The following is a 19,481-nucleotide window of genomic DNA, read 5'->3' on the forward strand; positions in this document are numbered from 1 at the left end:
GGCATAAGACTTACATCACATCACACTAAATTCGTACAAGTATGACGAGCAACAAAATATGCCATACACCTTATTTCAAGCAAAAATAAAGCCACTTTTAAAAAAATTACACTCTATTGGTACCAAATTAGAAAGACAGTACTGCTGCAGTACCTACGGCAATACGGTAAAGTATTTCTGTGACATCTTTGGTTACTTGTAACTCGCTGGAATGGATTTTTGGCATAACCATAATTTCATCGCCTGGGCGTAGCCTATCCCCTAGGCGATTATCAAAGTCGCTATCTTCAATACGATTTATAGTTCCATCAAGATGTAAGATTACGAGTTCTTTACGATTTGCATTGTTAGCAAAACCACCGGCAAGTTCAATGTAATCTTCTATTGTACGTTTCTTATTGAAGACTAAAGAAGTAGGAAATATCACTTCCCCAACAATTGAAATAGTTGAGGACTTTAACGGCACTATCAGTTCATCTCCATCTTCAAGTAGCATTTCTCCCGCATTGGGATTATTGGCAATAACAACCTGCCCCCTAGGCTCTGCTTTCCGCGCTTGCTCAATAAAGTTCTGGATCATTATCGCATTATCTTTTTGGGCTGATTTTTCCAGATCCGTATTAGGTTGACGAGTAAGAACTTCCATCTGTAGTGCATCCAGAGAGCGATCCAAGGCTGCACGCTGTCTATCCGCAACACTTTTTCTATATAACTGAACAGATGCCTGATCAGCATTATCCCGAAAGTTCAACTGGGTTAATAACTCTTCCAATGTTGCACCATAAGGAAGCACATAAGTTGCAGGTCCATCCAACTCACCAGAAACCTGTATTGAAATAGACTCAATATCGTTGTCACGCACTAGCTCCACCTGTGCTCCGGGATACAAGCGTGTTGTCATTGCGTTAGTAAGAGGCATGTAGTTAGCTTGCTGTACACCATCTATTACTTGGGTGATACGCGCAAAATTCGCCTGCGGATCCGGCTTGGTAACAAGTAACATTTCACCAAGCTGAGTATAGGGACCCGTAAATTCCATTTGAGCTGCTTGTTGTACCGCACCCTCAACTGTTACAGAACCATGGCGCGCCCCTACTACTACAACATCACCATTTCGTAGTTGTAGTGCAGGCATAATTCCATCTACCAGAAAGTTATAGAGATTAACTTTCTGTATTTCTTTTCCCTGACGTACCACTTTGATGTCCACAAAGCTGCCGCTTTGCTCATCGATACCCCCAGCACTATCTAAGTAATAGAGAATGGAATCTGAGCTGAATCCATTGTAGAGACCAGGGTTATTAACATGTCCAGTTACAAAAACTTTAACTGGCTGACTGGCTTCCAGGTTCGCATATGCCTGCACATTGTTTTTAAATACACGCTTAACATGACGAAGAACAAAGTCATTCAAGACACCATTTTTTACACCAGCCACATGGACTGGGCCAACTTCGGGGACAAAAATATTCCCTTTTGGGTCTACCGGCAACGTAGCGCTAAAGCTATAGGCTCCCCATAGCTGCAAGTTAATCTGGTCGCCAATAGAGATTCTGTAGTCTGGGTTAAAGCCACTGAAAGGCTGGTCCTTGAAGGCGCCTTGGAAAAGCGATTCACCAAAAACAGGCACACCTGTTCTTGGTAGCTCAGTAGAGGCAACTTCATCAATCAGCTGAGTTTCCAGGGCTGTAGCCTGCACTCCAAACAAAGAAATCAGGATCCCAACGCCAAAACTGAATTGTTTTATTTTCTCAGTAATCATTTGTTTGATCTTTGTAAATGAAAGTTTTTCAAAAGTGAACAGTAGATTCTCACTGTCACTGTCTGCTTTTAACTATTTGGATCCAAAAACTACATTCGATGATCGCGAATAGTTACAACTAGCATTTTTCCAATTCCGTAGAGCATCAGTAGAATTATGCCTAAACTCACCAAATTATAGAGTTTATGAGGATACTCAGCCTTCTCCGCCATTGACGGCTGAGTTACTACCATTAAGTGCTTTAGCTTGCCGGAGGCTTCCATACGGGCAGCTTCTAGTGCTTTTAAAGAAGCTGCATATGCGTCCGTAGCAAACTGTAAATCTAACTCGAGATTCTGGAAATGAGCTCCTAAGAAGTTAAGTCGCTGCTCTCCTTCTTCCTCTCCTATCCCTACCAAGCGTACTTTTTCTATTTCGATTTGGCTTTCTAAAGCATCTATATCCGCTTGCATGGATACAACTTGTGAAGAATCAGCATTTAAGTATGACTTTGCTGCGGTTAAATTCGCACGTTGTTCTGCCAGTCGAGCCTCCAGACCCTGGATAATCGTACTTATGCCCTTTGTAAGCTCTTCTGGACTAACTACTTTATGGTTATTTTGGAAATCGAGAATTTCTTGCTTGGTACTACGCAGTTTCACTTGAGCCAAGTCAACTTCATTCTTAACAAATGCAACTTGTTTATCAGCTAATTGATTACTGATTTCATTAACAAAATCTTCCGATTTTTGAATAACAGTCTCAACTAGAAGCTTGGCAAAAGTAGGATCAAACGCCTGCATCTCTATCGTAATGATACCTGTCGCTTCATCGTGAAAGATTCCTATATGGTCGCGATAGTAATTCAGGTAGTCTTCTTGAGTGGCATCGGTAGCCAACCGCGAGAAAATATCATAGCTGTCACTTTTATAGTAATCAGCTAGTTTCAGCTTTTCGTCCAAATAGAGAGCCATATCCAAGGATTGGATGTAATTAACTACGAGAAAAGCATCTTGATTATCACTCCCCATTCCTGGAATCAATAACCCTAGAGCTGGCGAAGCGGCTTGAGATGAGGCGCTATCTTTAACAATTAATTGAGCATTGCTCACATATCGTTCAGAAACCCAGAATAGGTAATAAGTACTCATGAGCACGAGAGGTAACAAAACTAGTACGGCTACACCTCTCAATTGATGAAATCGCTCAATAATTTTACCTGGTTTCCATCTATTCATTATTTTTAAGATAGGCTGTAGCAGCTTTTTAGAGGAGCCATTAGAGCTACCTATATTTTGGCTTCGATCCTGCTCTTGTTCTTCAGCAATTAGTTCTTTAACTTCCATAATCGACTCTTATGCATTCGCGGTGTGAGCGGCAATTCCGTTTTGAGGTTTCGTATTCGCTGAGTTTTTCTCACCCTGATAAAGTTCTATGGCCTTATCCATAGAATCAAAGATTGACAATCCTCCAGAATCTAGATAAATGCCTACTTCACAGTTTTTCTTTAGCATTGCCATAGCATGTGCAACGATAATGAAGGAAGAAGTTTTACGCTTCTCGGCAATTACCTCTTCGCACTTCTTTTTGAAATGAGCATCACCAACTGACATTACTTCATCGACAAGATAGATATCAAAATCTACCGCAATACTTAAGCCAAAGGCTAAGCGTGAACGCATTCCAGAGGAATAACTTTTTACTGGCACATCAAAGTAATTACCAATCTCAGCAAAGTCCTGGACTCTATCCATTAATTTTTTTTGAGCACTCCCCCAAATTCCATGGATACCACAGATAAAGGCAACATTCTCACGTCCAGTCATACTGCCCTGGAATCCTCCAGACAATCCCATTGGCCAAGAAATTCTCTGATTCGTGATTACACGTCCATAGTCCGGATAGTCAATTCCCCCCATAATCCGTAGCAGAGTCGATTTACCCGCGCCATTTCGCCCCAGGATGCCGATGTTTTTTCCTTCCGGGAAAGTGGCATTGACATCTTTAAACAAAACCTTTCTTCCCTGAGGAGTGCGAAATGACTTGGTTAGGTTTTCTAACTTAATCACTGACTTCTTACCAAATCTCGCCAATTTGCTCTATAACACAACAATCCAAAGCAAAGCATTGTGATAGAAACACCACTTAGATATGACAAACTGCCAAACATCCCTTGATAGTTGGCAAAAAGTCCTTCTCGCGTTAACTCAATAACATGTAGCAAAGGATTCCAAACAAGGTACACGTGGTATTCTCTTGGAATTTGCTCCAGTGAAAAAAATATTCCTGATATAAAATATAAAGGTCTAATCAGGCTTGAAGAAAATTTAGCAAGTTCTGGAAACTTAACCCCGACAACACATAACGCTAAGCTCAAGCCAAGACAAAAACAAAAAAACAGAATATTGACAACAACTAAAGTTAAAAAATTATTGAATTCTGTAGAAATACCAAACCAAGCTAGCGCACCAATTAAGGTAATAAGAGTAGCTAGATATATTGCAAACTCTAGCAATACTCGTGTAAATACTGCATCAAAGGGCCTTAGCTGGCGATAATTGAAAAGTCCTCTATTTGACTCAACAGCGGCTAAGCCTTTCTGAAAACAGTGAGTAAAGTAAAGGAACGGCGTAATTCCTGCTAACATAAACAGCGGGGTCGGTATGCCCGGATAAAAACTGTCGCGAATTAAGCTAAAAATTGCTACGAGCACCATGATGTGTAGAGCTGGCTCCAGTAACACCCAGGCATAACCCAAGCGCCACTTGCCAAAGCGAGTTTTCATCTCTCGCACCAACAATGCATACACAACATCTCGTTGGATTTGCCAGACTGAACGTTGGGTTGAGGAGTTCATAGCAATTATTTCTTTGCGATCTGTGAACCAGTCGCTACCCGGTGCGGGGCGCTAACTGAGACAATTTCTTTAAATATTGTTGAAGTGCTTTAGCATTTTTTTCAGGTCAGCTATTTAATGACATAGCCCAAGCTTCAGGCTACCTGCCTCTCTTCTGATGCTAGCGCTCCTCAAAATGGACGCGGAATCCTATCGTAGCGCCCGTTATTAGTCATTTTTTAATTAATTACGTGTCATTACGTTCGTCCCAACAGTCTAGCTCAAAGCTATCTATAGTAGACGATACGCCCCTCTAGATGATCGCCAATGATGGTTATCAATTTCTCTATGAACAAGCAGGCGACACCTCCAGAATGCATATTAGTCGCGGACAACAATGCTATCACTCACGCATTTTGTGAATGTGAATACACAAGCATTAACTGAGAGAAACAGACGCAAACAGACATTAATAGAGTACTTAATGCCATATCCGGCCTAATTGCTGAGATCCCATACTGATTAAGATATAACCAGCTCCGGGTCTCTGATACATAACCTTTCAAAATTTACCCAATATTTCTGAGCAAAATCCACGCCAAGATAACTTTTGAAAGGAAATTTAAGGTGTTAAGGAAGGGGCTATTCTATCTAAGTAGAAACTCCCAACACTTTGCCCCAGATTTGGCATTCAAAATTGGTACATTTGTGCAATATGATCTTACTGCTCTCCATCTAACTCGCTGTAGGTTAATGAGAAGAAGTAATTGGGAGTGGCCAGAAAGTTTAACCACCCAGTATCAAGACCATTTTGGTACTTAAGTGTCACTTTGCTTTTGGCACAGTAAGATTAACCTCAAGGGGCGAGTAAGACCTTTTTAAGTATCCTTCTGCTTGTATCCCAAACCCTACTTTCACAGAGATCGACAAAATGTGTGATGTTATGGATATGGCTAGTATTCATTCATTCTCCATAGGGGTCATGATTAGCTCGAAAAACCTGCTGAACAGTGGCAAGGGGTAAAATACAGAGAGGCCCTCACCTCCCAAGTGCTATACGTTATCAGTGCTCCTAGGCTGAAAGCTTCCCATTGAGTATGGGTCTTGCAGTGATTCTAAATAGTGATTAACGAGCGACTTATCTCTGTATTCACCTTTCTTTATACCTGACAAATCACAAGCATAGGTAGAATCATTTTCAGCTTTATCATTAATACTAAAGCAAAAGAACAAGGGCATACTGTAGAATATAACCCCCCAAAAATAACAGCGTACCCAAGACCGCCCATAGTAGTTTTACTTTCAGGTGATTCATAGTTCTACCCTCAACTACATTTTTTCTGTTGCCTCATTTTGTCTATTTGTTCAATTATGCTCAACCTAGGCCAATATGCTCCAAAGAGTTGTCCAATCGAAAAACTATCATCCTTCTTAATTTTTTGTTTAAGTCTCAATCAGAAACTCTAACTCTGGTGAGGATTTTGTCGGTACAACTTGTATCACTTCATAAGCAGCCAATTCCTCACGATAGAATGGATCTTGTTTTAGTACCTGATCTAACGCAGACCGACTATCTATGGTCACCAGGATTACCCCACCTGTGCGAGGCTCCTTACGGCCGGAAAGCTGGAAATATCCCAGCTCGTAGTACTTATTCAAAAAATCAATGTGCTCTGGAATAAACTTTTCCATCTCCTCAAGGGGTTTTATATAGGTAAGGGATACTATGAACATGCTGATCAACCTCTATTTGCAATTCAAAATATCAAAGTAGAGATCGTAGTTTTATCTTCCATCCAATCTCTTATTAACGTAGATTGCCAATCTACAACTCTCGACTTCATTAGAGGAGCATTATACCTACAGGCAATCTGCAAATAGGGACAAAGAGCTCGGTATTGATGCCTAATAAGTAAGGACCTTCCCAGATAGTATTACCTCAAGTGCAAAATCCAAATAAGGATTCAATAAGACCCCAAATTAATGAGGAATAGATTAACAGTTGTCTATTTGCTTTTTGGTTAAAAGCCAGTTTTCACGATAGTAAATACTTGCATCATAGTGGAACGTTAAAGTCTTCGGATCCAAATAATAGGGAAAACCACTATTGCTGGATATAATAAAGTCATATCTTGCTAAGGCATGTTCTTGAAAAGAATAATACTGGCCATACTCAAACTTATTACAGGTATCGCTGTGAATCTTTAGTAACCTATCAATAAATATAGCTTCTCTATTATATTTATTCATATGTTCCACTAATTGTGCCCTAGCATCCAAAAAACTGGAAATAACAAAACCAAGCACAAATGCACACAAAATTACTATGTACTTTTTGATAGATAACTTTATTCGCTGATATCTTTCTGACATCTGGTGATCCTTAACAGTTAAATTATTCATATAAATCAGCTTGATTGTAATTTTATGGTGCAAATATGGACTTTATTTTAGCTACTCTATGAGGCAGTGAATCGTCAGCATACGTTGTGCATGCTGACACAAATCAGCCGGAGCATTCAGCGATTAATAAACTCAGGATTATACAAATGAGTATTATCGACAAAGAATCATAACAGCTTCACCTCTTGCTCCACCAATACCTCCCCCTACAACTTTCCATCCCTCGGGTACTTTTACAGTTTTCTCTGGAACTTCCCCTTTGTTTAATGACCTTCCAGATACTTGCCATAAAGTAGCAGCAAAGCATTCACTTAGCTGCTCATCTGATTGCTCTTTACTCTCCTCAGGATCAGCTTCAGCAAAAGCGTTTAAAGCCCCAAGAGGGACTACTAATCCAAGTAGTCCAGAGAATAATATTCTATACTTTTTCATTGACTTCCTTTTAGAACTAGCTCTTAAGCTTCTTATTTATCCTTTACGATAGGAACATATGGCCGACTAAGAAGTCAATAAATACACCTTCTTTTATTTTAGATTGAGCACTTTTCTCTATCTGACCAGTCGAAAGATTTCTAAGGTGGAGAATAGATATTGAGAACTAATTTTTATCTTTCTAATGACTCTACAAATAACCATCGAAATAGCGACCGAAGAAAGTTTCCAAGTAGCTCATACGTAGCAAAGGCTACACTTAAAGTACCGTTTCATAATATCCGAAGCGTAATGTCAGGAATTTGGTCTAATAGATAAAAGTGCATAATATCTTTTGTAGGCACCCTCAAATCACAAGTAAGCATACCCTAATAAGTATTCATCCCAATATCAAAAAATCTAGGCGATCTGAAAACCGTATAATTTAGTTGGTATTAGAGGGCTGTCATATTTAGCTTTTTTTGAGTTCGCGAATCATAGATGTCGCGATACGCTAAATAAGAGGTTCGCTTAAAGAACTTCTTGTAAGTTTCCCACCTTCATTAGTAGAAAGTACAGTCCTATAAAGCATTTGAGCATTTTTCAAGCAGTAAGCAAAGTCTGGTTGTGGCATCATATTCAACTACGTAAATTAATTTTCAGCCTATGGAAACGATGTAATGTGTAAAAAGTTATCCATTAAAACTGGCCTTACCATCCTAGCGTCCGCAATTACTTTGATGGGATGTACAAGTGCCCAGGAAAAAGAAGCGATGCAGAAGATAGTATTTTCTAACGCTGAGGCTATAGAAGGATGCGTACTAGTAGAAGATGTAACATGCAAAACAATCAGGGTTAACCAGGGAGATGTTTGTACTCCTTGGTTACAAAAAAGGGCTGTGCGAAGAGGCGGAACCCATGTGGTTAAGGCTTCTTCAATGGCGCAATTTGGCGATATCTATATGCCTAACGGAGTATCGGCAGGTAAGGCTGTAACAGGCACGCATATCCCAGCGAAAATCTATAACTGTAGTGCTGCTAGCGAATAAGCGCTAACATCCCCAGGGAGCAAGCCACATTATCACTTGCTCCCCGGCAGTATTCTTTAACATTCCGCTCAACTCAAGCTATAACTTCTTGCTTACCCCAATTTTAAGCTACTCCTTGAAAAAAAGCCCTAAAGAAGAGAAAACTTCTAGAATTTGTCTTTTTCTTCGCCACTAGATAATTGCAGCAATCTTAATGAAATATAGATTGTATGACTTATCATACAACGGTTATCGACTCACTAAGGCACCGCGATCCAGGTCTCTGCTTCCCCATCGATTACAGCGATCAACTGATTGTTACTGAATGGAGCTAATTCCAGCTCATCTGAATATTTAGAAATAACAAGTTCAGCAGCATCCTTAAACGGTTGGTTTCCATAGTGAGGTAAGGGATAGAAGTGCACAAGATTTAACCCTTCATAAGACTCTAGATTCTTCGCTGCATCGGGGTTATCCATCTCCCGAATATACGCGATATTCGGCGAGAGGATTACAGTACCTGCCGACTCACCTATATAGGGCTTACCCAGCCTAATCTGCTCCAACAAGATTTTGTCTGCCCCACTTCGCCTAAGCTCTTGAAGTAGGAAATAGGTGTTACCACCAGTTACATAGATATACTCATTGTTTTGCAGTTTATCTTTAATCTCATCCACTGAAGCCTTAGACACTTCCAATTCATCTACAATAAGACCTAACTGCTCCAGCTCCTTCTTGGCATCTTCCACATAAAAAGTGATCTCTTCGGGAATGCTTGCAGTAGGGATGAATGTAACCCTCTTACCTTCAAGCCGCTTATCAAAACTCGCGATCGCGCTCGCGACCTCAGCAAAATACGAAGTCAAGAATAGCTTGGCCATATATTTTAATCCTTTAAAGTACTTAATTAATCAATTACTTGATATCGATATAGTTTACTCGAGATGTGAACAGGTCAATAAAGATGTATCACATTATCCGATTATGTATGGAGGGCCCAATATTATTTTTTTATTATCTCGCAACAAAATCATCAATTACCGATTCCACCTTGAAAGTGGCCAACTTTGTCACTAAATCCAATAATAAATGGCGAAGCTTCTCCCCCCTGATTTTTACAGGAATGTTTATATCAGGCTGGTTTGACTATGAATTTCAACAATATTTATAAGCAGCTAAAGCCAAGTTTAAAGTATGATCTAAGTGGAACTAACAGGTAACCAAAATCACTTCTTTATCATTCACTATCTTGGCATCTCTCATAGAACCAGAAGCATAAGCAAGCAAAATCTGTAAGAACCATATTACATAAAGATTCGGCAGCTTAACTTTTGTACCATTTACCTAATAGTAGGAGCCAATTAGCATACGCAAAATGGAGGGGGAGATAAGTCGCTCCAGAGGCTGCGGCTTTTACTGCCCTTGTTTATGATGCATTTTTCGTACACGATCTTTCGGAGTGAGCACTCTTGCTCCCGAATCTACCTGAATCCCACCAGTGATATCTAACCATTTAGCAAAAAACGAATATATTTTGGTATAGCCTTCCCAGCCTTTAAAGTAGCCGAAAATCGCAGCCACGATATAAACCACAAACAAAGTACAAAAGAATATGGCTTCACGGTCAGGAAAAAACAGCTCTTCCATACCCTCTTTGGGGTTTACCCCCCGGGCGAACCCCATAATTAAAATCACATTAGAAAAAGCAGAAGAGTTACCGGGATACAGCCTAGCATTATCCCTCGAGCAATTTTCTCCGGTTTTGTTGGCTGATACATGTATTGCACCGATGATTAAAATCGATTGACTGGAAGGCAAGGCGTGATAGGAATTTTAGGCAAAAAAAAAGGGCCTAAAAGACCCTTTTTATTTTTGCGAGTTCTGGATAAGAGATTTTCCATCTCTTCTCGCAACCCCTTGATAGACAAGGGAAATTTGGTGGAGCTAAGCGGGATCGAACCGCTGACCTCAACACTGCCAGTGTTGCGCTCTCCCAGCTGAGCTATAGCCCCAAATTTTGTTGCCTGACGTTTCCGTCGAAAGCGGGGCGCATTTTAGCAAGGTTTAGGCGCCTGTCAACAGAAAAAATAACTTTTTAATCAATTAGTTAGCTGCTGACACCACAGGCCCCCGGAGGCTGCCGCTTCCAGGGGCTCACCAACGCGAATCAGCCTTACTTGAGTCCAGTGTACTCTTTTTCCCAGCGCTTCAGCACCTTCTTCCCGGCACCGCCCAATACGTCGATCGCCTGGCGCAGGCGGGCGCGGCTGAGGTCGGGGCCCAGGAGCACCATGGCTTCCATCACGGAGAAGGACGCAGTGGTGCCGCTGATGGCGACAAACAGTGGGGCGTTAAAGTCTTTCAGCTTGATTTCCATGGCCGTGGACAGGGCTTTCACTGCCTGGAAGATACTGTCCTTGTCCCAAGCGCGCAGGGCTTCCAAGCGCCACAGGGCAAATTGAAGCAGCTTCTTCTGGTCATCCAGAGGCAGCTTGTTACCGCTGAAGCTGTCTTCGGTCAGGGGCAGTTTGCCAGAGGCGAGGAAGCTAACCAGCGGAGCAAAGTCACCGAAGGTTTCCATGCGCTCTTTCGCCTGGGGCAGAACCTTAAGCAGGTTGTCTCGGTTAAACATCCACTCGGTCAGGCGATCGGCGAGTTGCTCGTTTTCCAGTTCGCGAATCCACAGACCGTTCAACCAGGACAGTTTCTCTACATCGAATACCGGACCGCCCAGGGAGACACGCTGGATATCGAAATGCTCCAGCATCTCATCGAGGGAGAACTTCTCGCGCTCATCCGGCATGGACCAACCCATACGGCCCAGGTAGTTAAGCAGTGCTTCGGGCATAAAGCCGGCGCGCTGGTAATACAGAATAGAGGTGGGGTTCTTACGCTTGGAAAGCTTGGTCTTGTCCGGGTTGCGTAACAGCGGCAGGTGGCAGAGCACCGGCATTTCCCAACCGAAGTATTCGTACAGCAGTTTGTGCTTAGGTGCGGAGTTGATCCACTCCTCACCGCGAAGAACATGGGTGATCTCCATCAGGTGATCATCCACCACGTTCGCCAAGTGGTAAGTGGGCATACCATCGGACTTGAGCAGAATTTGTGCGTCTACCTGGGCCCAATCAATTTCAATAGTACCGCGCAGCAGATCTTCCACCACACAAGTACCGCTCTCAGGCACATTCATACGCACTACATAAGGTGCTCCGGCAGCGCGACGCTTTTCAACTTCCTCTTCCGGCAGAGCCAGGTCACTGGGCTTCAGTGAAGTACGGCCCGCTTCGCGCAATCCTTCACGGAGTTGCTCCAGTTCTTCCGCGGTACGGTAGCAGTGGAAGGCGTGCCCTTTTTGTACCAGCTCATCGCAGTAAGTTTTGTAGATATCGCCGCGCTCACTCTGACGATAGGGGCCGTGAGGGCCGCCGACATCCGGTCCTTCCTGCCAATCCAGCCCGAGCCAACGCAGGCTGTCGAGAATGGCTTTCTCCGATTCCGGGGTACTGCGCTGCTGGTCGGTGTCTTCAATACGCAATACAAACTGGCCGCCTTGAGCGCGGGCAAAGCACTGGTTGAAGAGGGCAATATAGGCTGTACCAACGTGGGGATCACCGGTTGGAGACGGTGCGATTCGGGTTCTTACGGTCATGATAAACCTGATTGATAAATGGAGGACTCGTTAAACCGCAGGATTATAGCGCTGGCCAGCCTCTTGGCACAGGCGGGGTTTTCTCCTCAATAAGAATATTTACGCGCCATAACTTCATTATTGTGAGCTAATGACGTGACATACATCACGAAAAAAGTATTATTGCCGCCATAAAGAAGGAATGGCTTGACTAACGTATTACCCCAAATTTTGCAGGGGTTTCCGCGAGCAGCTTCTCCCTAAGAACGATAAATTAATCGCTCAGGATGGCATACCATGCAAAAAAATGTAGTTCGCACACTGTTTTCTGCTATTGCAGCAGGTACCCTTTTCAGCATTTCTGCCGCTTCAATGGCCGCTACTGATAGTGCAAACAGTGATATCACTCTCTCTTTCACACCTACTATTGAGATCACTCGTGTAGACAACCTCACGATTACCGATCCCACTTTGGGTACCGATGCCGTAGGCACCGAAGATTTCTGTGTGGGCGGCCTCGGGTTCTCCACCTACAGCATCACTTTCGACAGTAATGATTCAGTAAATGATACTGAGTTCACCCTCACTGACGGCACCAACAATGTCCCTTACAGTGTTGGTTTTGATAACAGCACCTCCGGTACTTTTACTACTGTTACCGAGGGCGATGCGCTGACAGGCCAAACCCGGAATATTGCTTCCTGTGGCTCCAGCGATAATGCGCGCTTCCAAATCACTGTAGCCAACAGCGATTGGGAAACTGCAACTGTGCTAAATGGCACCACCTATACCGATACCCTGCTGATCACTGTCGCCTCCGAGTAACAGTAAAGAGTGGCTGGCCCTGCCAGCCATAGTTCAATATGGCAGGACGTCATCTGGGGCGCCTTGCGCTGGCTTTGTGTCTGGTGCAAGCCTCCTGCCCCGATGCCCTTGCAGCGACCGCAGCGACTTTCCTACTGGAAACCTCTGCTCCTGAAGGGTTTGATGATCTCACCGAACCCCAGCAACTCGTGGTGGATCTCTACTACGGCGGCCGGGAAATTGGTGCTGCGCAAGTCACAATTGACCCGCGCTTTGTTCGCTTTGACTCCCCGTTTGAGGTACTCGAACTGTTGCCCGAGGTTCGCGATACCGAGCGAATTCTCTCCATCCTCGAACGACCGCAAACAAGAAACAGTCACCATGTATGCCGCTCAAACCGGCAGATTGGCTGCGGCTACTTAATGCCATCGGAGTTTGCCGTTATTTACGATGAGCAGCTCTACCGGCTGGATCTTTTTTTCTCACAAGATCTGTTACCGCAACAAGCGGCAATCAATGACCCTTATTTGCCGGAAGCGAGTTCTGACTTCTCTGTCGTACAAAACCTGAGCGGTTCCTGGAGTGGGGTTGAAAGTGATTGGGGCCCGGACAGCTATAGCGCTGCATTAAATGGCAACACCATAGTGAGCTTTGGTGAAAGCGCTCTGCATTCACAATGGTCAGTGGCCTCAGAGCAGGACAGCCGGATCCATAATCTATATTGGAGTCGGGATTTTCAGGGGCAAGCCTATTCGGCCGGCCTTTTACAACCCCAAGGGGGCTTTGGCTATTTCCGGCCCCAGGAAGCGATCTATGGCGTAGAGCTACGCACTTCCCAGCGCACCCGAACCGATATCAGTTATCAACAGGGAGCGCCGGTTGAAATTAATATGCCGGTGCGCGGTAGAGTCGAGGTATATCGGGATGAACGACTTATCCACACCGAATTACTGGAGGCCGGCAACCGCCTATTAAATACCTCTACCCTACCCCACGGCGCCTACGATATTGAGGTGCGCTCCTACGATGAAGCGGGGCGGGTATTAAGCCGGCATATCGAATTCTTTGCCAAGGATTCGCTACTGCCGGCCCCCGATGAGTGGTTTTGGAGCTTGCAGGCAGGTTTGCCCACCCTCAGTTTTTGGAACGACACTCTACCGGACCACTACGAAGAAGGAATTATTACTGCCTCTGTCGCACGCCGTTTAACGACCGGATTGGGTCTTTTTGTTTCTGGCGCCGCAACCGAGGAGCAGCAATTGTTGGAAGTCGGCGGTCGCTGGATTGGTGAAGGCGTTGAAGTCTCCCCAAGCTTGGTCACATCCGGTGATGGACGCAGCGGATACCGATTGCAGGCATTACTTAAACTGCCCTACGGGACTTTTAGTGCAGTAAAAACCGAGCTGGATGCCAATACAACACCGTTCAACAACGATAAATATACATTACTGCCAGGCAGCTATTCCCAAACAAGTATGAGTCTGCGCACAGCAGTATTGGGCGGACAGCTATCCCTAAGATTCAGCGAGCGGGACCAAAACCAACTCCCCGGCAGCATCGACAATGGCGATTCACTGAGCAGTGCCCAGAAGTTAAAAACCCTGGAGTTCCGCCACCCCTTTTTTAAAAGCACCCATTGGCTCGGCAACGCCACTCTGTCCCACAGTGATGCAGACGGCGAGCAATACACCAGTCTGGAATTCCAGTTCCGAATGCGTTCCAAACACTGGCAACACACCGCTAATCTCTATAGCGACAACAGCGAACAAAGCACTAGCAGCGAGCGATTTGCACTACAAAGCCGCTGGTACGACCGGGATTTATGGGCGGCTGAATTTGAACAGCAGCTTTCTATGGAAGCATCCCCTGAAGCCAATTACCTGGAGGCCCGTACGCATTTAGCGGGACATCACGGATATTTGAATACTGCAGTTGGGCTTTACGATGATGATGAAGGCCGTGCGATCAACTACCTCGGAGGGTTCAGCACCAACCTAATTGCCACAAAAAATTCCCTCAATTGGGGCGGTGAGCAAAATCTCCAGAGCGCAGTTATCGTAAATATCGAAGGCAGTGAAGATAAAGATTTTGAAGTTTTGGTTAATGGCAGCCGCCGTGGATACGCCAAAGGCGGCACAACGTCAGTGATTAATTTACCGGCTTATCGCAGTTACGACCTTTCCCTCCGGCCCCTGGAAGAGGGCTTTTTCGATTACCGGGAAACCTCCGAAACCATTACCCTGTATCCGGGCAATGTGGGCGCCAGCAGCTACCAAATACTGCCACAAATCCTGGTACTGGGCCGATTAACCAGCCTTGGCCAGGGGCTGGCAAATACAGAAGTAATCATTGGCGAACACTCAGCGAAAACTGACCAATACGGCGTTTTCCAAATGGAATTCCACGGTGAACATAACACCATCCTAAATACAGAAGTTCGCTGGGGAAATTGTAAAGCCTCAATCGAGGCCACTTCATCAGGTGATAGCTGGCTCAACCTGGGAACCATAGAAGAGTCAGAGGCCAAATGCCAGACTGGGCAAATAGCAGAGGTAAGCCGTGTCCATAACTAAGAAGCTGCAAAAACTTGGCCTAGTCTCTGCGCTGTTGATTCCGCTATTTAATATACCAGTACAAGCCCAGGTAAATTGCTCCAGCAATGACGATTTGCGAGTTTGTGGCTTGGAAGATTCACACACTATTGATTACGAATCAGAACCTAAAGAAATTCAGTTCACTACCCGAAGCCTGCTGGGAAGCTGGACCCTACGCTACGATGTAGAAGTGAGTCCGCTCAGTGGATCTACTTTCGCACTATTTGCGGACAGTGGTGAACAGCTGGATATTGATATTTCATTTCGAGCCAATAACGGCACCACGGAAACACTCAGTCCAGGAACTCAGTCCGCTACTTTTGCCGGCACCAGCGACGATGCAGATACTTATTTAGTGATCGAGCTGGACAGCAGCCAAATACCCTCTTCCAGCCGCTACTCCGCCAGCTTTGAGATGACACTGAATAATTATTTTATTATTTGGACTGCCGGCACCGAAACAGTTCAGTTTGACATTGTGCTGGACGTAGAGCCAAACATCGCCATTCGCAATCTGGGTGATATTGACCTCAGCAACAGTGGCACCCTGTTTGGACAGGCCATTGATGGCAGTGAGGACTTTTGTGTTGGCGGTATAGGATTTAGCGGTTACACAGTAAACCTGTCCAGCGCCAATGGCAGCACCGGGGGATCAGGCAGCAGTGCCTATGAATTGGGGGGAAACAGTGAACAAATCCCCTACAGCGTAGCCTTCTCAGACAATCTGGCTGCAACTTCAGGCATTTCCCCAGATAGCCTGGGAGATATCTCCGGCAGCTTTAGCCGAACTTCGGATGAAAACTGCCTTTCTGATAATGCGCGAATTTATATTTCTATTGCGCCCTCAGACTGGGAAAACGCGGGCGAACCTCTCTACACCGATGTACTCACAGTAACGGTGAGCAGCCAGTGAGTTAGACATAAAATAATCCTTTAATCCGCCCTGCTTGCTATAGGCAAGCAACCAATTCTAATTAGCCACTAAGAGGAAAACGAACCCGCTCACTCTGCTGCCCTCGTAGTAAAACTTCCAGCTCACCGCCAACGGGTTTACCCGTTACTTCGATACTGGTGCCAGCGTATAACCGACCGGTGGCCTCAAGTTTTTCACACTTCTCTTCAGTCACACAATGACGTACTTCCACGACTTCTACATTAATATTGCCACTATTCGTGAGTCGGTAATTATCCCCTTCAGCCACTAGATCAATTTTATAAGCTCCACCTTTTGGCTGCACAAATACCAACGCTTGATAAGCCACAAGGATTTTTAGTGCCGTTCTGTCACTCTTAATATCACCTACAACGGGTTTAAAAGTCACCCGGTAGACTTTTTCCTCTTCAAGATCTCTATCTAAGGCCATTAAGCGAAAGCGCTTTCTCTCTCCGGGGGCCAGGACAGCTCTTGCGGGGCTGACAAGGAGTTTAAATTCATCGGGATTTATCACCCTGACTCGACTCTCATTATCATGGCCGGGGTTATCCACACGGAATATTTCAGTTTGGATATATAGCGTCTCATTATCTGGGTTGCTGACGAGAACATCATCCCGGGCGCTGGGAGTATCTTCCAGGTAAAGGACAATTTTATCCACAGACATAGCTGCCATTACTGGCTGGACGACAAAGAGTAGCAGTGAAAGCAGTACTTTTTTCATAAAGAGCGGGTACTCTTAGAACTTCTTATAGTAAGCGCAATATCGGGCTGTTTTATCCACAAGTCAAATCGGAACCTAATGAGCCTCCCTTAAATCAACATCACCAGCCCCGCTATTAAATAAGAGGCAATACTGATTTGCCCTACACCGCCTGAAAAGTAAAACACTGCCAACGTAATAGATCATCCTGACGGGACATACCGCTAGCTAACTTAGTGGCGCGCTATCCATATGGGCAGTGTGCAATCGATTCAGCATCATCACTATGTAAAAACCCCAGCCCTCCATTGATAGCCCTCTGGTCCCATATTTCCTCCCCGTGAACCTTGCAACAGCGGTGGCACCGTCTATTTTTCCTGTATGACCCGGCTCCAGCCAGGGTCCGGTTCATCTCTGGGCAAAGGCCAAATTACGCCCAATTCCAGACGACAATAACACCCGCTTTTCGGACCAGATTCACATGTTAATTGCTCATCGCGGCGACAAGACCCGCCAACCAGAGAATACGATTGCCGCTTTCGAGGCGGCCCATAATCTGGGGGCCTGCGCTATTCAGTGCGATATCCGCTTCAGCGCCGACGGCACCCCCTGGTGCTTCCACGAGGATAGCCTGCACATCCCCGGCAATGACCAGTCCCAGGTCTTCCACTCCCTTAGGGACTCACAGTTACACCACCAGTCGATCAATCGCTTTATCGAGCTGGTAGACTGGGCCAGCTGCCATCGCCACCTGGATTGGTTTATCGGTATCTCACCTGCCAATATCGCCGCCACTGGATTTGTCACCGCCGTTAAAAAGTTAATGGAGCTGATGCGCACCGAGAATGAGTCATTCGCTCTACTCACCGCAGACTGCCGCAGCCTCAGAGCCGCCCGCAATATGGGCTGGCATCGGGTTGCCCTTGAGATCAATAGTGTCTCCCGGTGCCTATCTGCCGACATTGTTACTTTGGCGCCAGAATATCTACTAATTCGCGACAGCCAGGTTGAATGTGACGAATTGCCCCCAGGCCCCTGGCAATGGGTTGTCTATGAAATCAACTCGACAGAAGAGGCAGTACTCTGGCGCAAGCGCGGTGCTCACCATATTCTCACCGGCAACTTGCCGCTGCTGATGCGCTCCCGGGAAGCGAGTGATGTCTACGGATTTTGATGTCTTGGTAGTCGGCGCAGGTATACAGGGAGCAGGAGCCGCTGAGGTTCTGGCCACAAATCACTATTCCGTGGTGATACTCGAACAGCTGGGTATCGCCGCCGCCACTTCCTCTCGCTCCTCCAAACTCATTCACGGCGGCTTGCGTTACCTGGAGAGCGGCCAGTTCCGTTTGGTCTACGAGTGCCTGCGGGAGAGAAAGTGGCTACTGGATAACAAGCCTGAACTCGTGAGAATGGTCCCTTTTTATATCCCTATCTACCAGCACAGCAGGAGACCGGCCTGGCTGGTCCGCTTGGGGTTGAGCCTCTACAGCCTGTTGTCGGGAATAAACAACAGCGATTCCCGCTTTCGAAAAGTCCCTAAATCCCAATGGGACAGCTTGCCGGGTCTGAATCGGGAAGGCCTGAAGGCTGTATTTCGCTACTACGATGCACAAACCGACGATGCCGCTTTAACCCGTGACGTTGTGGCTTCGGCAGTCGCTCAAGGCGCTCAAATAATTTGCCCTGGCAGTTTGGTAGGCGCTGAAGTCACCCGCGACCATGTCCGGATTGATTATGTAGCAAACGGCAAGCTCAACACCCTGCGCACCCGTGCACTGGTCAATTGCAGTGGCCCCTGGGTAGCCAATACCAATGCTCGCTGTACGCCCCCAGTAGATATTCCACCTATCGACTTGGTTGCAGGCACCCATATCTTGTTGCCTCTATCACTGGGCGACAAAATCTACTACGTCGAAGCTGATGACGGACGCGCAATTTTTGTAATGCCCTGGCAAGACAAAACCCTGGTAGGGACCACAGAGCGGCCCTATTTCGGCGATCCTCGCGACGTAACACCGACTCTCGAAGAAGAGAGCTATCTCTTACAGGCCGTACAGAAATATTTTGCGCAAGCCCGAGGGCTGAACGGCGAGGACATTTGTGAGAGTTATGCGGGGCTGCGAGTACTCCCTGAAATGGAGAAGAGCCCCTTCGCGCGATCCCGGGAGTCCATTATTTGCTGCGATGACGATAAGAAGCCACGGATGTTGGCCGTAGCAGGCGGCAAATTGACCAGCTACCGCGCTACTGCCCGCAAGATACTGAAAAAACTGGAGCCCACCCTCCAGGCTGGTCGATCGATTGCTACAAAAAATACCCCGACCAAAACAGAAGATAGTTCCTCCGAGAGAGAGCGAAATATTTAAATACATTTTGAATGTGCAGTTTAATTTTTCGAC

The 19,481-nt window shown here is 45.6% G+C and carries 17 protein-coding genes and 1 tRNA gene; 6 read left to right on the forward strand and 12 right to left on the reverse strand.

Annotated features, from left to right (window positions below):
• Positions 1-127 precede the first annotated feature (127 nt).
• From ACJJIR_RS17585 to ACJJIR_RS17615, 7 genes are all read right to left on the reverse strand, one after another.
• A complete protein-coding gene (locus ACJJIR_RS17585; RefSeq protein WP_444906324.1) occupies positions 128-1,762 on the reverse strand; it encodes a polysaccharide biosynthesis/export family protein in 1,635 nt (544 codons plus the stop codon).
• Between the two features lie 89 nt (positions 1,763-1,851).
• A complete protein-coding gene (locus ACJJIR_RS17590; protein ID WP_444906325.1) occupies positions 1,852-3,087 on the reverse strand; it encodes a KpsE/RkpR family capsule polysaccharide export protein in 1,236 nt (411 codons plus the stop codon).
• A gap of 9 nt (positions 3,088-3,096) precedes the next feature.
• A complete protein-coding gene (locus ACJJIR_RS17595; RefSeq protein WP_444906326.1) occupies positions 3,097-3,810 on the reverse strand; it encodes an ABC transporter ATP-binding protein in 714 nt (237 codons plus the stop codon).
• A complete protein-coding gene (locus ACJJIR_RS17600; protein ID WP_444906327.1) occupies positions 3,807-4,526 on the reverse strand; it encodes an ABC transporter permease in 720 nt (239 codons plus the stop codon). Before ACJJIR_RS17600 ends, ACJJIR_RS17595 begins: the two co-directional genes overlap by 4 nt.
• Before the next feature lie 1,494 nt (positions 4,527-6,020).
• On the reverse strand, positions 6,021-6,311 hold the full coding sequence (locus ACJJIR_RS17605; protein WP_444906328.1) for a YciI family protein: 291 nt from the start codon (positions 6,309-6,311) through the stop codon (positions 6,021-6,023).
• A gap of 261 nt (positions 6,312-6,572) precedes the next feature.
• Complete coding sequence (locus ACJJIR_RS17610; RefSeq protein WP_444906329.1) at positions 6,573-6,980, reverse strand: hypothetical protein; 408 nt, start codon at positions 6,978-6,980, stop codon at positions 6,573-6,575.
• Positions 6,981-7,133: 153 nt separating this feature from the next.
• Positions 7,134-7,412, reverse strand: a complete 279-nt coding sequence (locus ACJJIR_RS17615) for a hypothetical protein (RefSeq protein WP_444906330.1) — start codon at positions 7,410-7,412, stop codon at positions 7,134-7,136.
• Between the two features lie 659 nt (positions 7,413-8,071).
• Between ACJJIR_RS17615 and ACJJIR_RS17620 the strand changes: the two genes are divergently transcribed.
• Entirely contained in the window at positions 8,072-8,440 is a 369-nt protein-coding gene (locus ACJJIR_RS17620; protein ID WP_444906331.1) for a hypothetical protein, read from the forward strand.
• Positions 8,441-8,679: 239 nt separating this feature from the next.
• Here the strand turns inward: ACJJIR_RS17620 and ACJJIR_RS17625 are convergent, their stop codons facing one another.
• The 4 genes from ACJJIR_RS17625 to gltX all read right to left on the reverse strand — a co-directional run bounded on the left by ACJJIR_RS17625 (position 8,680) and on the right by gltX (position 12,068).
• Entirely contained in the window at positions 8,680-9,300 is a 621-nt protein-coding gene (locus ACJJIR_RS17625; protein WP_444906332.1) for a Type 1 glutamine amidotransferase-like domain-containing protein, read from the reverse strand.
• 532 nt (positions 9,301-9,832) lie between these two features.
• Positions 9,833-10,066: a hypothetical protein gene (locus ACJJIR_RS17630; RefSeq protein ID WP_444906333.1), complete on the reverse strand. Its 234-nt coding sequence runs from the start codon at positions 10,064-10,066 to the stop codon at positions 9,833-9,835.
• Positions 10,067-10,355: 289 nt separating this feature from the next.
• Positions 10,356-10,431 (reverse strand) — tRNA-Ala (locus ACJJIR_RS17635).
• Positions 10,432-10,592: 161 nt separating this feature from the next.
• Positions 10,593-12,068, reverse strand: coding sequence for a glutamate--tRNA ligase (gene gltX / locus ACJJIR_RS17640; protein ID WP_444906334.1), 1,476 nt, complete (start codon positions 12,066-12,068; stop codon positions 10,593-10,595).
• Between the two features lie 276 nt (positions 12,069-12,344).
• Between gltX and ACJJIR_RS17645 the strand changes: the two genes are divergently transcribed.
• From ACJJIR_RS17645 to ACJJIR_RS17655, 3 genes are read left to right on the forward strand one after another with little or no spacing between them, the layout of a single operon-like run.
• The gene (locus ACJJIR_RS17645) at positions 12,345-12,872 is read left to right on the forward strand and encodes a hypothetical protein (protein WP_444906335.1); all 528 of its coding nucleotides are present in this window, start codon (positions 12,345-12,347) and stop codon (positions 12,870-12,872) included.
• Between the two features lie 38 nt (positions 12,873-12,910).
• Entirely contained in the window at positions 12,911-15,424 is a 2,514-nt protein-coding gene (locus tag ACJJIR_RS17650) for a TcfC E-set like domain-containing protein (protein WP_444906336.1), read from the forward strand.
• Positions 15,411-16,358, forward strand: a complete 948-nt coding sequence (locus ACJJIR_RS17655; protein ID WP_444906337.1) for a hypothetical protein — start codon at positions 15,411-15,413, stop codon at positions 16,356-16,358. The genes ACJJIR_RS17650 and ACJJIR_RS17655 overlap by 14 nt, the downstream gene beginning before the upstream one ends.
• 61 nt (positions 16,359-16,419) lie before the next feature.
• Here the strand turns inward: ACJJIR_RS17655 and ACJJIR_RS17660 are convergent, their stop codons facing one another.
• Entirely contained in the window at positions 16,420-17,103 is a 684-nt protein-coding gene (locus tag ACJJIR_RS17660) for a fimbrial biogenesis chaperone (protein ID WP_413664493.1), read from the reverse strand.
• 460 nt (positions 17,104-17,563) lie between these two features.
• Between ACJJIR_RS17660 and ACJJIR_RS17665 the strand changes: the two genes are divergently transcribed.
• Together ACJJIR_RS17665 and ACJJIR_RS17670 are read left to right on the forward strand one after the other, a co-directional pair.
• Positions 17,564-18,256, forward strand: coding sequence for a glycerophosphodiester phosphodiesterase family protein (locus tag ACJJIR_RS17665; RefSeq protein WP_282934155.1), 693 nt, complete (start codon positions 17,564-17,566; stop codon positions 18,254-18,256).
• Positions 18,240-19,448: a glycerol-3-phosphate dehydrogenase/oxidase gene (locus tag ACJJIR_RS17670; protein ID WP_444906338.1), complete on the forward strand. Its 1,209-nt coding sequence runs from the start codon at positions 18,240-18,242 to the stop codon at positions 19,446-19,448. Before ACJJIR_RS17665 ends, ACJJIR_RS17670 begins: the two co-directional genes overlap by 17 nt.
• Positions 19,449-19,481: the final 33 nt, after the last annotated feature.

Source organism: Microbulbifer maximicatervae (SeqCode), assembly GCF_052467385.1.

Excerpts from the sequence above, each read along its gene's own strand:
- ACJJIR_RS17585 (WP_444906324.1), bottom strand. The coding sequence starts at position 1,762 with ATGATTACTGAGAAAATAAAACAATTCAGTTTTGGCGTTGGGATCCTG.
- ACJJIR_RS17590 (WP_444906325.1), bottom strand. The coding sequence starts at position 3,087 with ATGGAAGTTAAAGAACTAATTGCTGAAGAACAAGAGCAGGATCGAAGC.
- ACJJIR_RS17600 (WP_444906327.1), bottom strand. The coding sequence starts at position 4,526 with ATGAAAACTCGCTTTGGCAAGTGGCGCTTGGGTTATGCCTGGGTGTTA.
- ACJJIR_RS17605 (WP_444906328.1), bottom strand. The coding sequence starts at position 6,311 with ATGTTCATAGTATCCCTTACCTATATAAAACCCCTTGAGGAGATGGAA.
- ACJJIR_RS17610 (WP_444906329.1), bottom strand. The coding sequence starts at position 6,980 with ATGAATAATTTAACTGTTAAGGATCACCAGATGTCAGAAAGATATCAG.
- ACJJIR_RS17615 (WP_444906330.1), bottom strand. The coding sequence starts at position 7,412 with ATGAAAAAGTATAGAATATTATTCTCTGGACTACTTGGATTAGTAGTC.
- ACJJIR_RS17620 (WP_444906331.1), top strand. The coding sequence starts at position 8,072 with ATGTGTAAAAAGTTATCCATTAAAACTGGCCTTACCATCCTAGCGTCC.
- ACJJIR_RS17625 (WP_444906332.1), bottom strand. The coding sequence starts at position 9,300 with ATGGCCAAGCTATTCTTGACTTCGTATTTTGCTGAGGTCGCGAGCGCG.
- ACJJIR_RS17630 (WP_444906333.1), bottom strand. The coding sequence starts at position 10,066 with ATGGAAGAGCTGTTTTTTCCTGACCGTGAAGCCATATTCTTTTGTACT.
- gltX (WP_444906334.1), bottom strand. The coding sequence starts at position 12,068 with ATGACCGTAAGAACCCGAATCGCACCGTCTCCAACCGGTGATCCCCAC.
- ACJJIR_RS17645 (WP_444906335.1), top strand. The coding sequence starts at position 12,345 with ATGCAAAAAAATGTAGTTCGCACACTGTTTTCTGCTATTGCAGCAGGT.
- ACJJIR_RS17650 (WP_444906336.1), top strand. The coding sequence starts at position 12,911 with ATGGCAGGACGTCATCTGGGGCGCCTTGCGCTGGCTTTGTGTCTGGTG.
- ACJJIR_RS17660 (WP_413664493.1), bottom strand. The coding sequence starts at position 17,103 with ATGAAAAAAGTACTGCTTTCACTGCTACTCTTTGTCGTCCAGCCAGTA.
- ACJJIR_RS17665 (WP_282934155.1), top strand. The coding sequence starts at position 17,564 with ATGTTAATTGCTCATCGCGGCGACAAGACCCGCCAACCAGAGAATACG.
- ACJJIR_RS17670 (WP_444906338.1), top strand. The coding sequence starts at position 18,240 with ATGTCTACGGATTTTGATGTCTTGGTAGTCGGCGCAGGTATACAGGGA.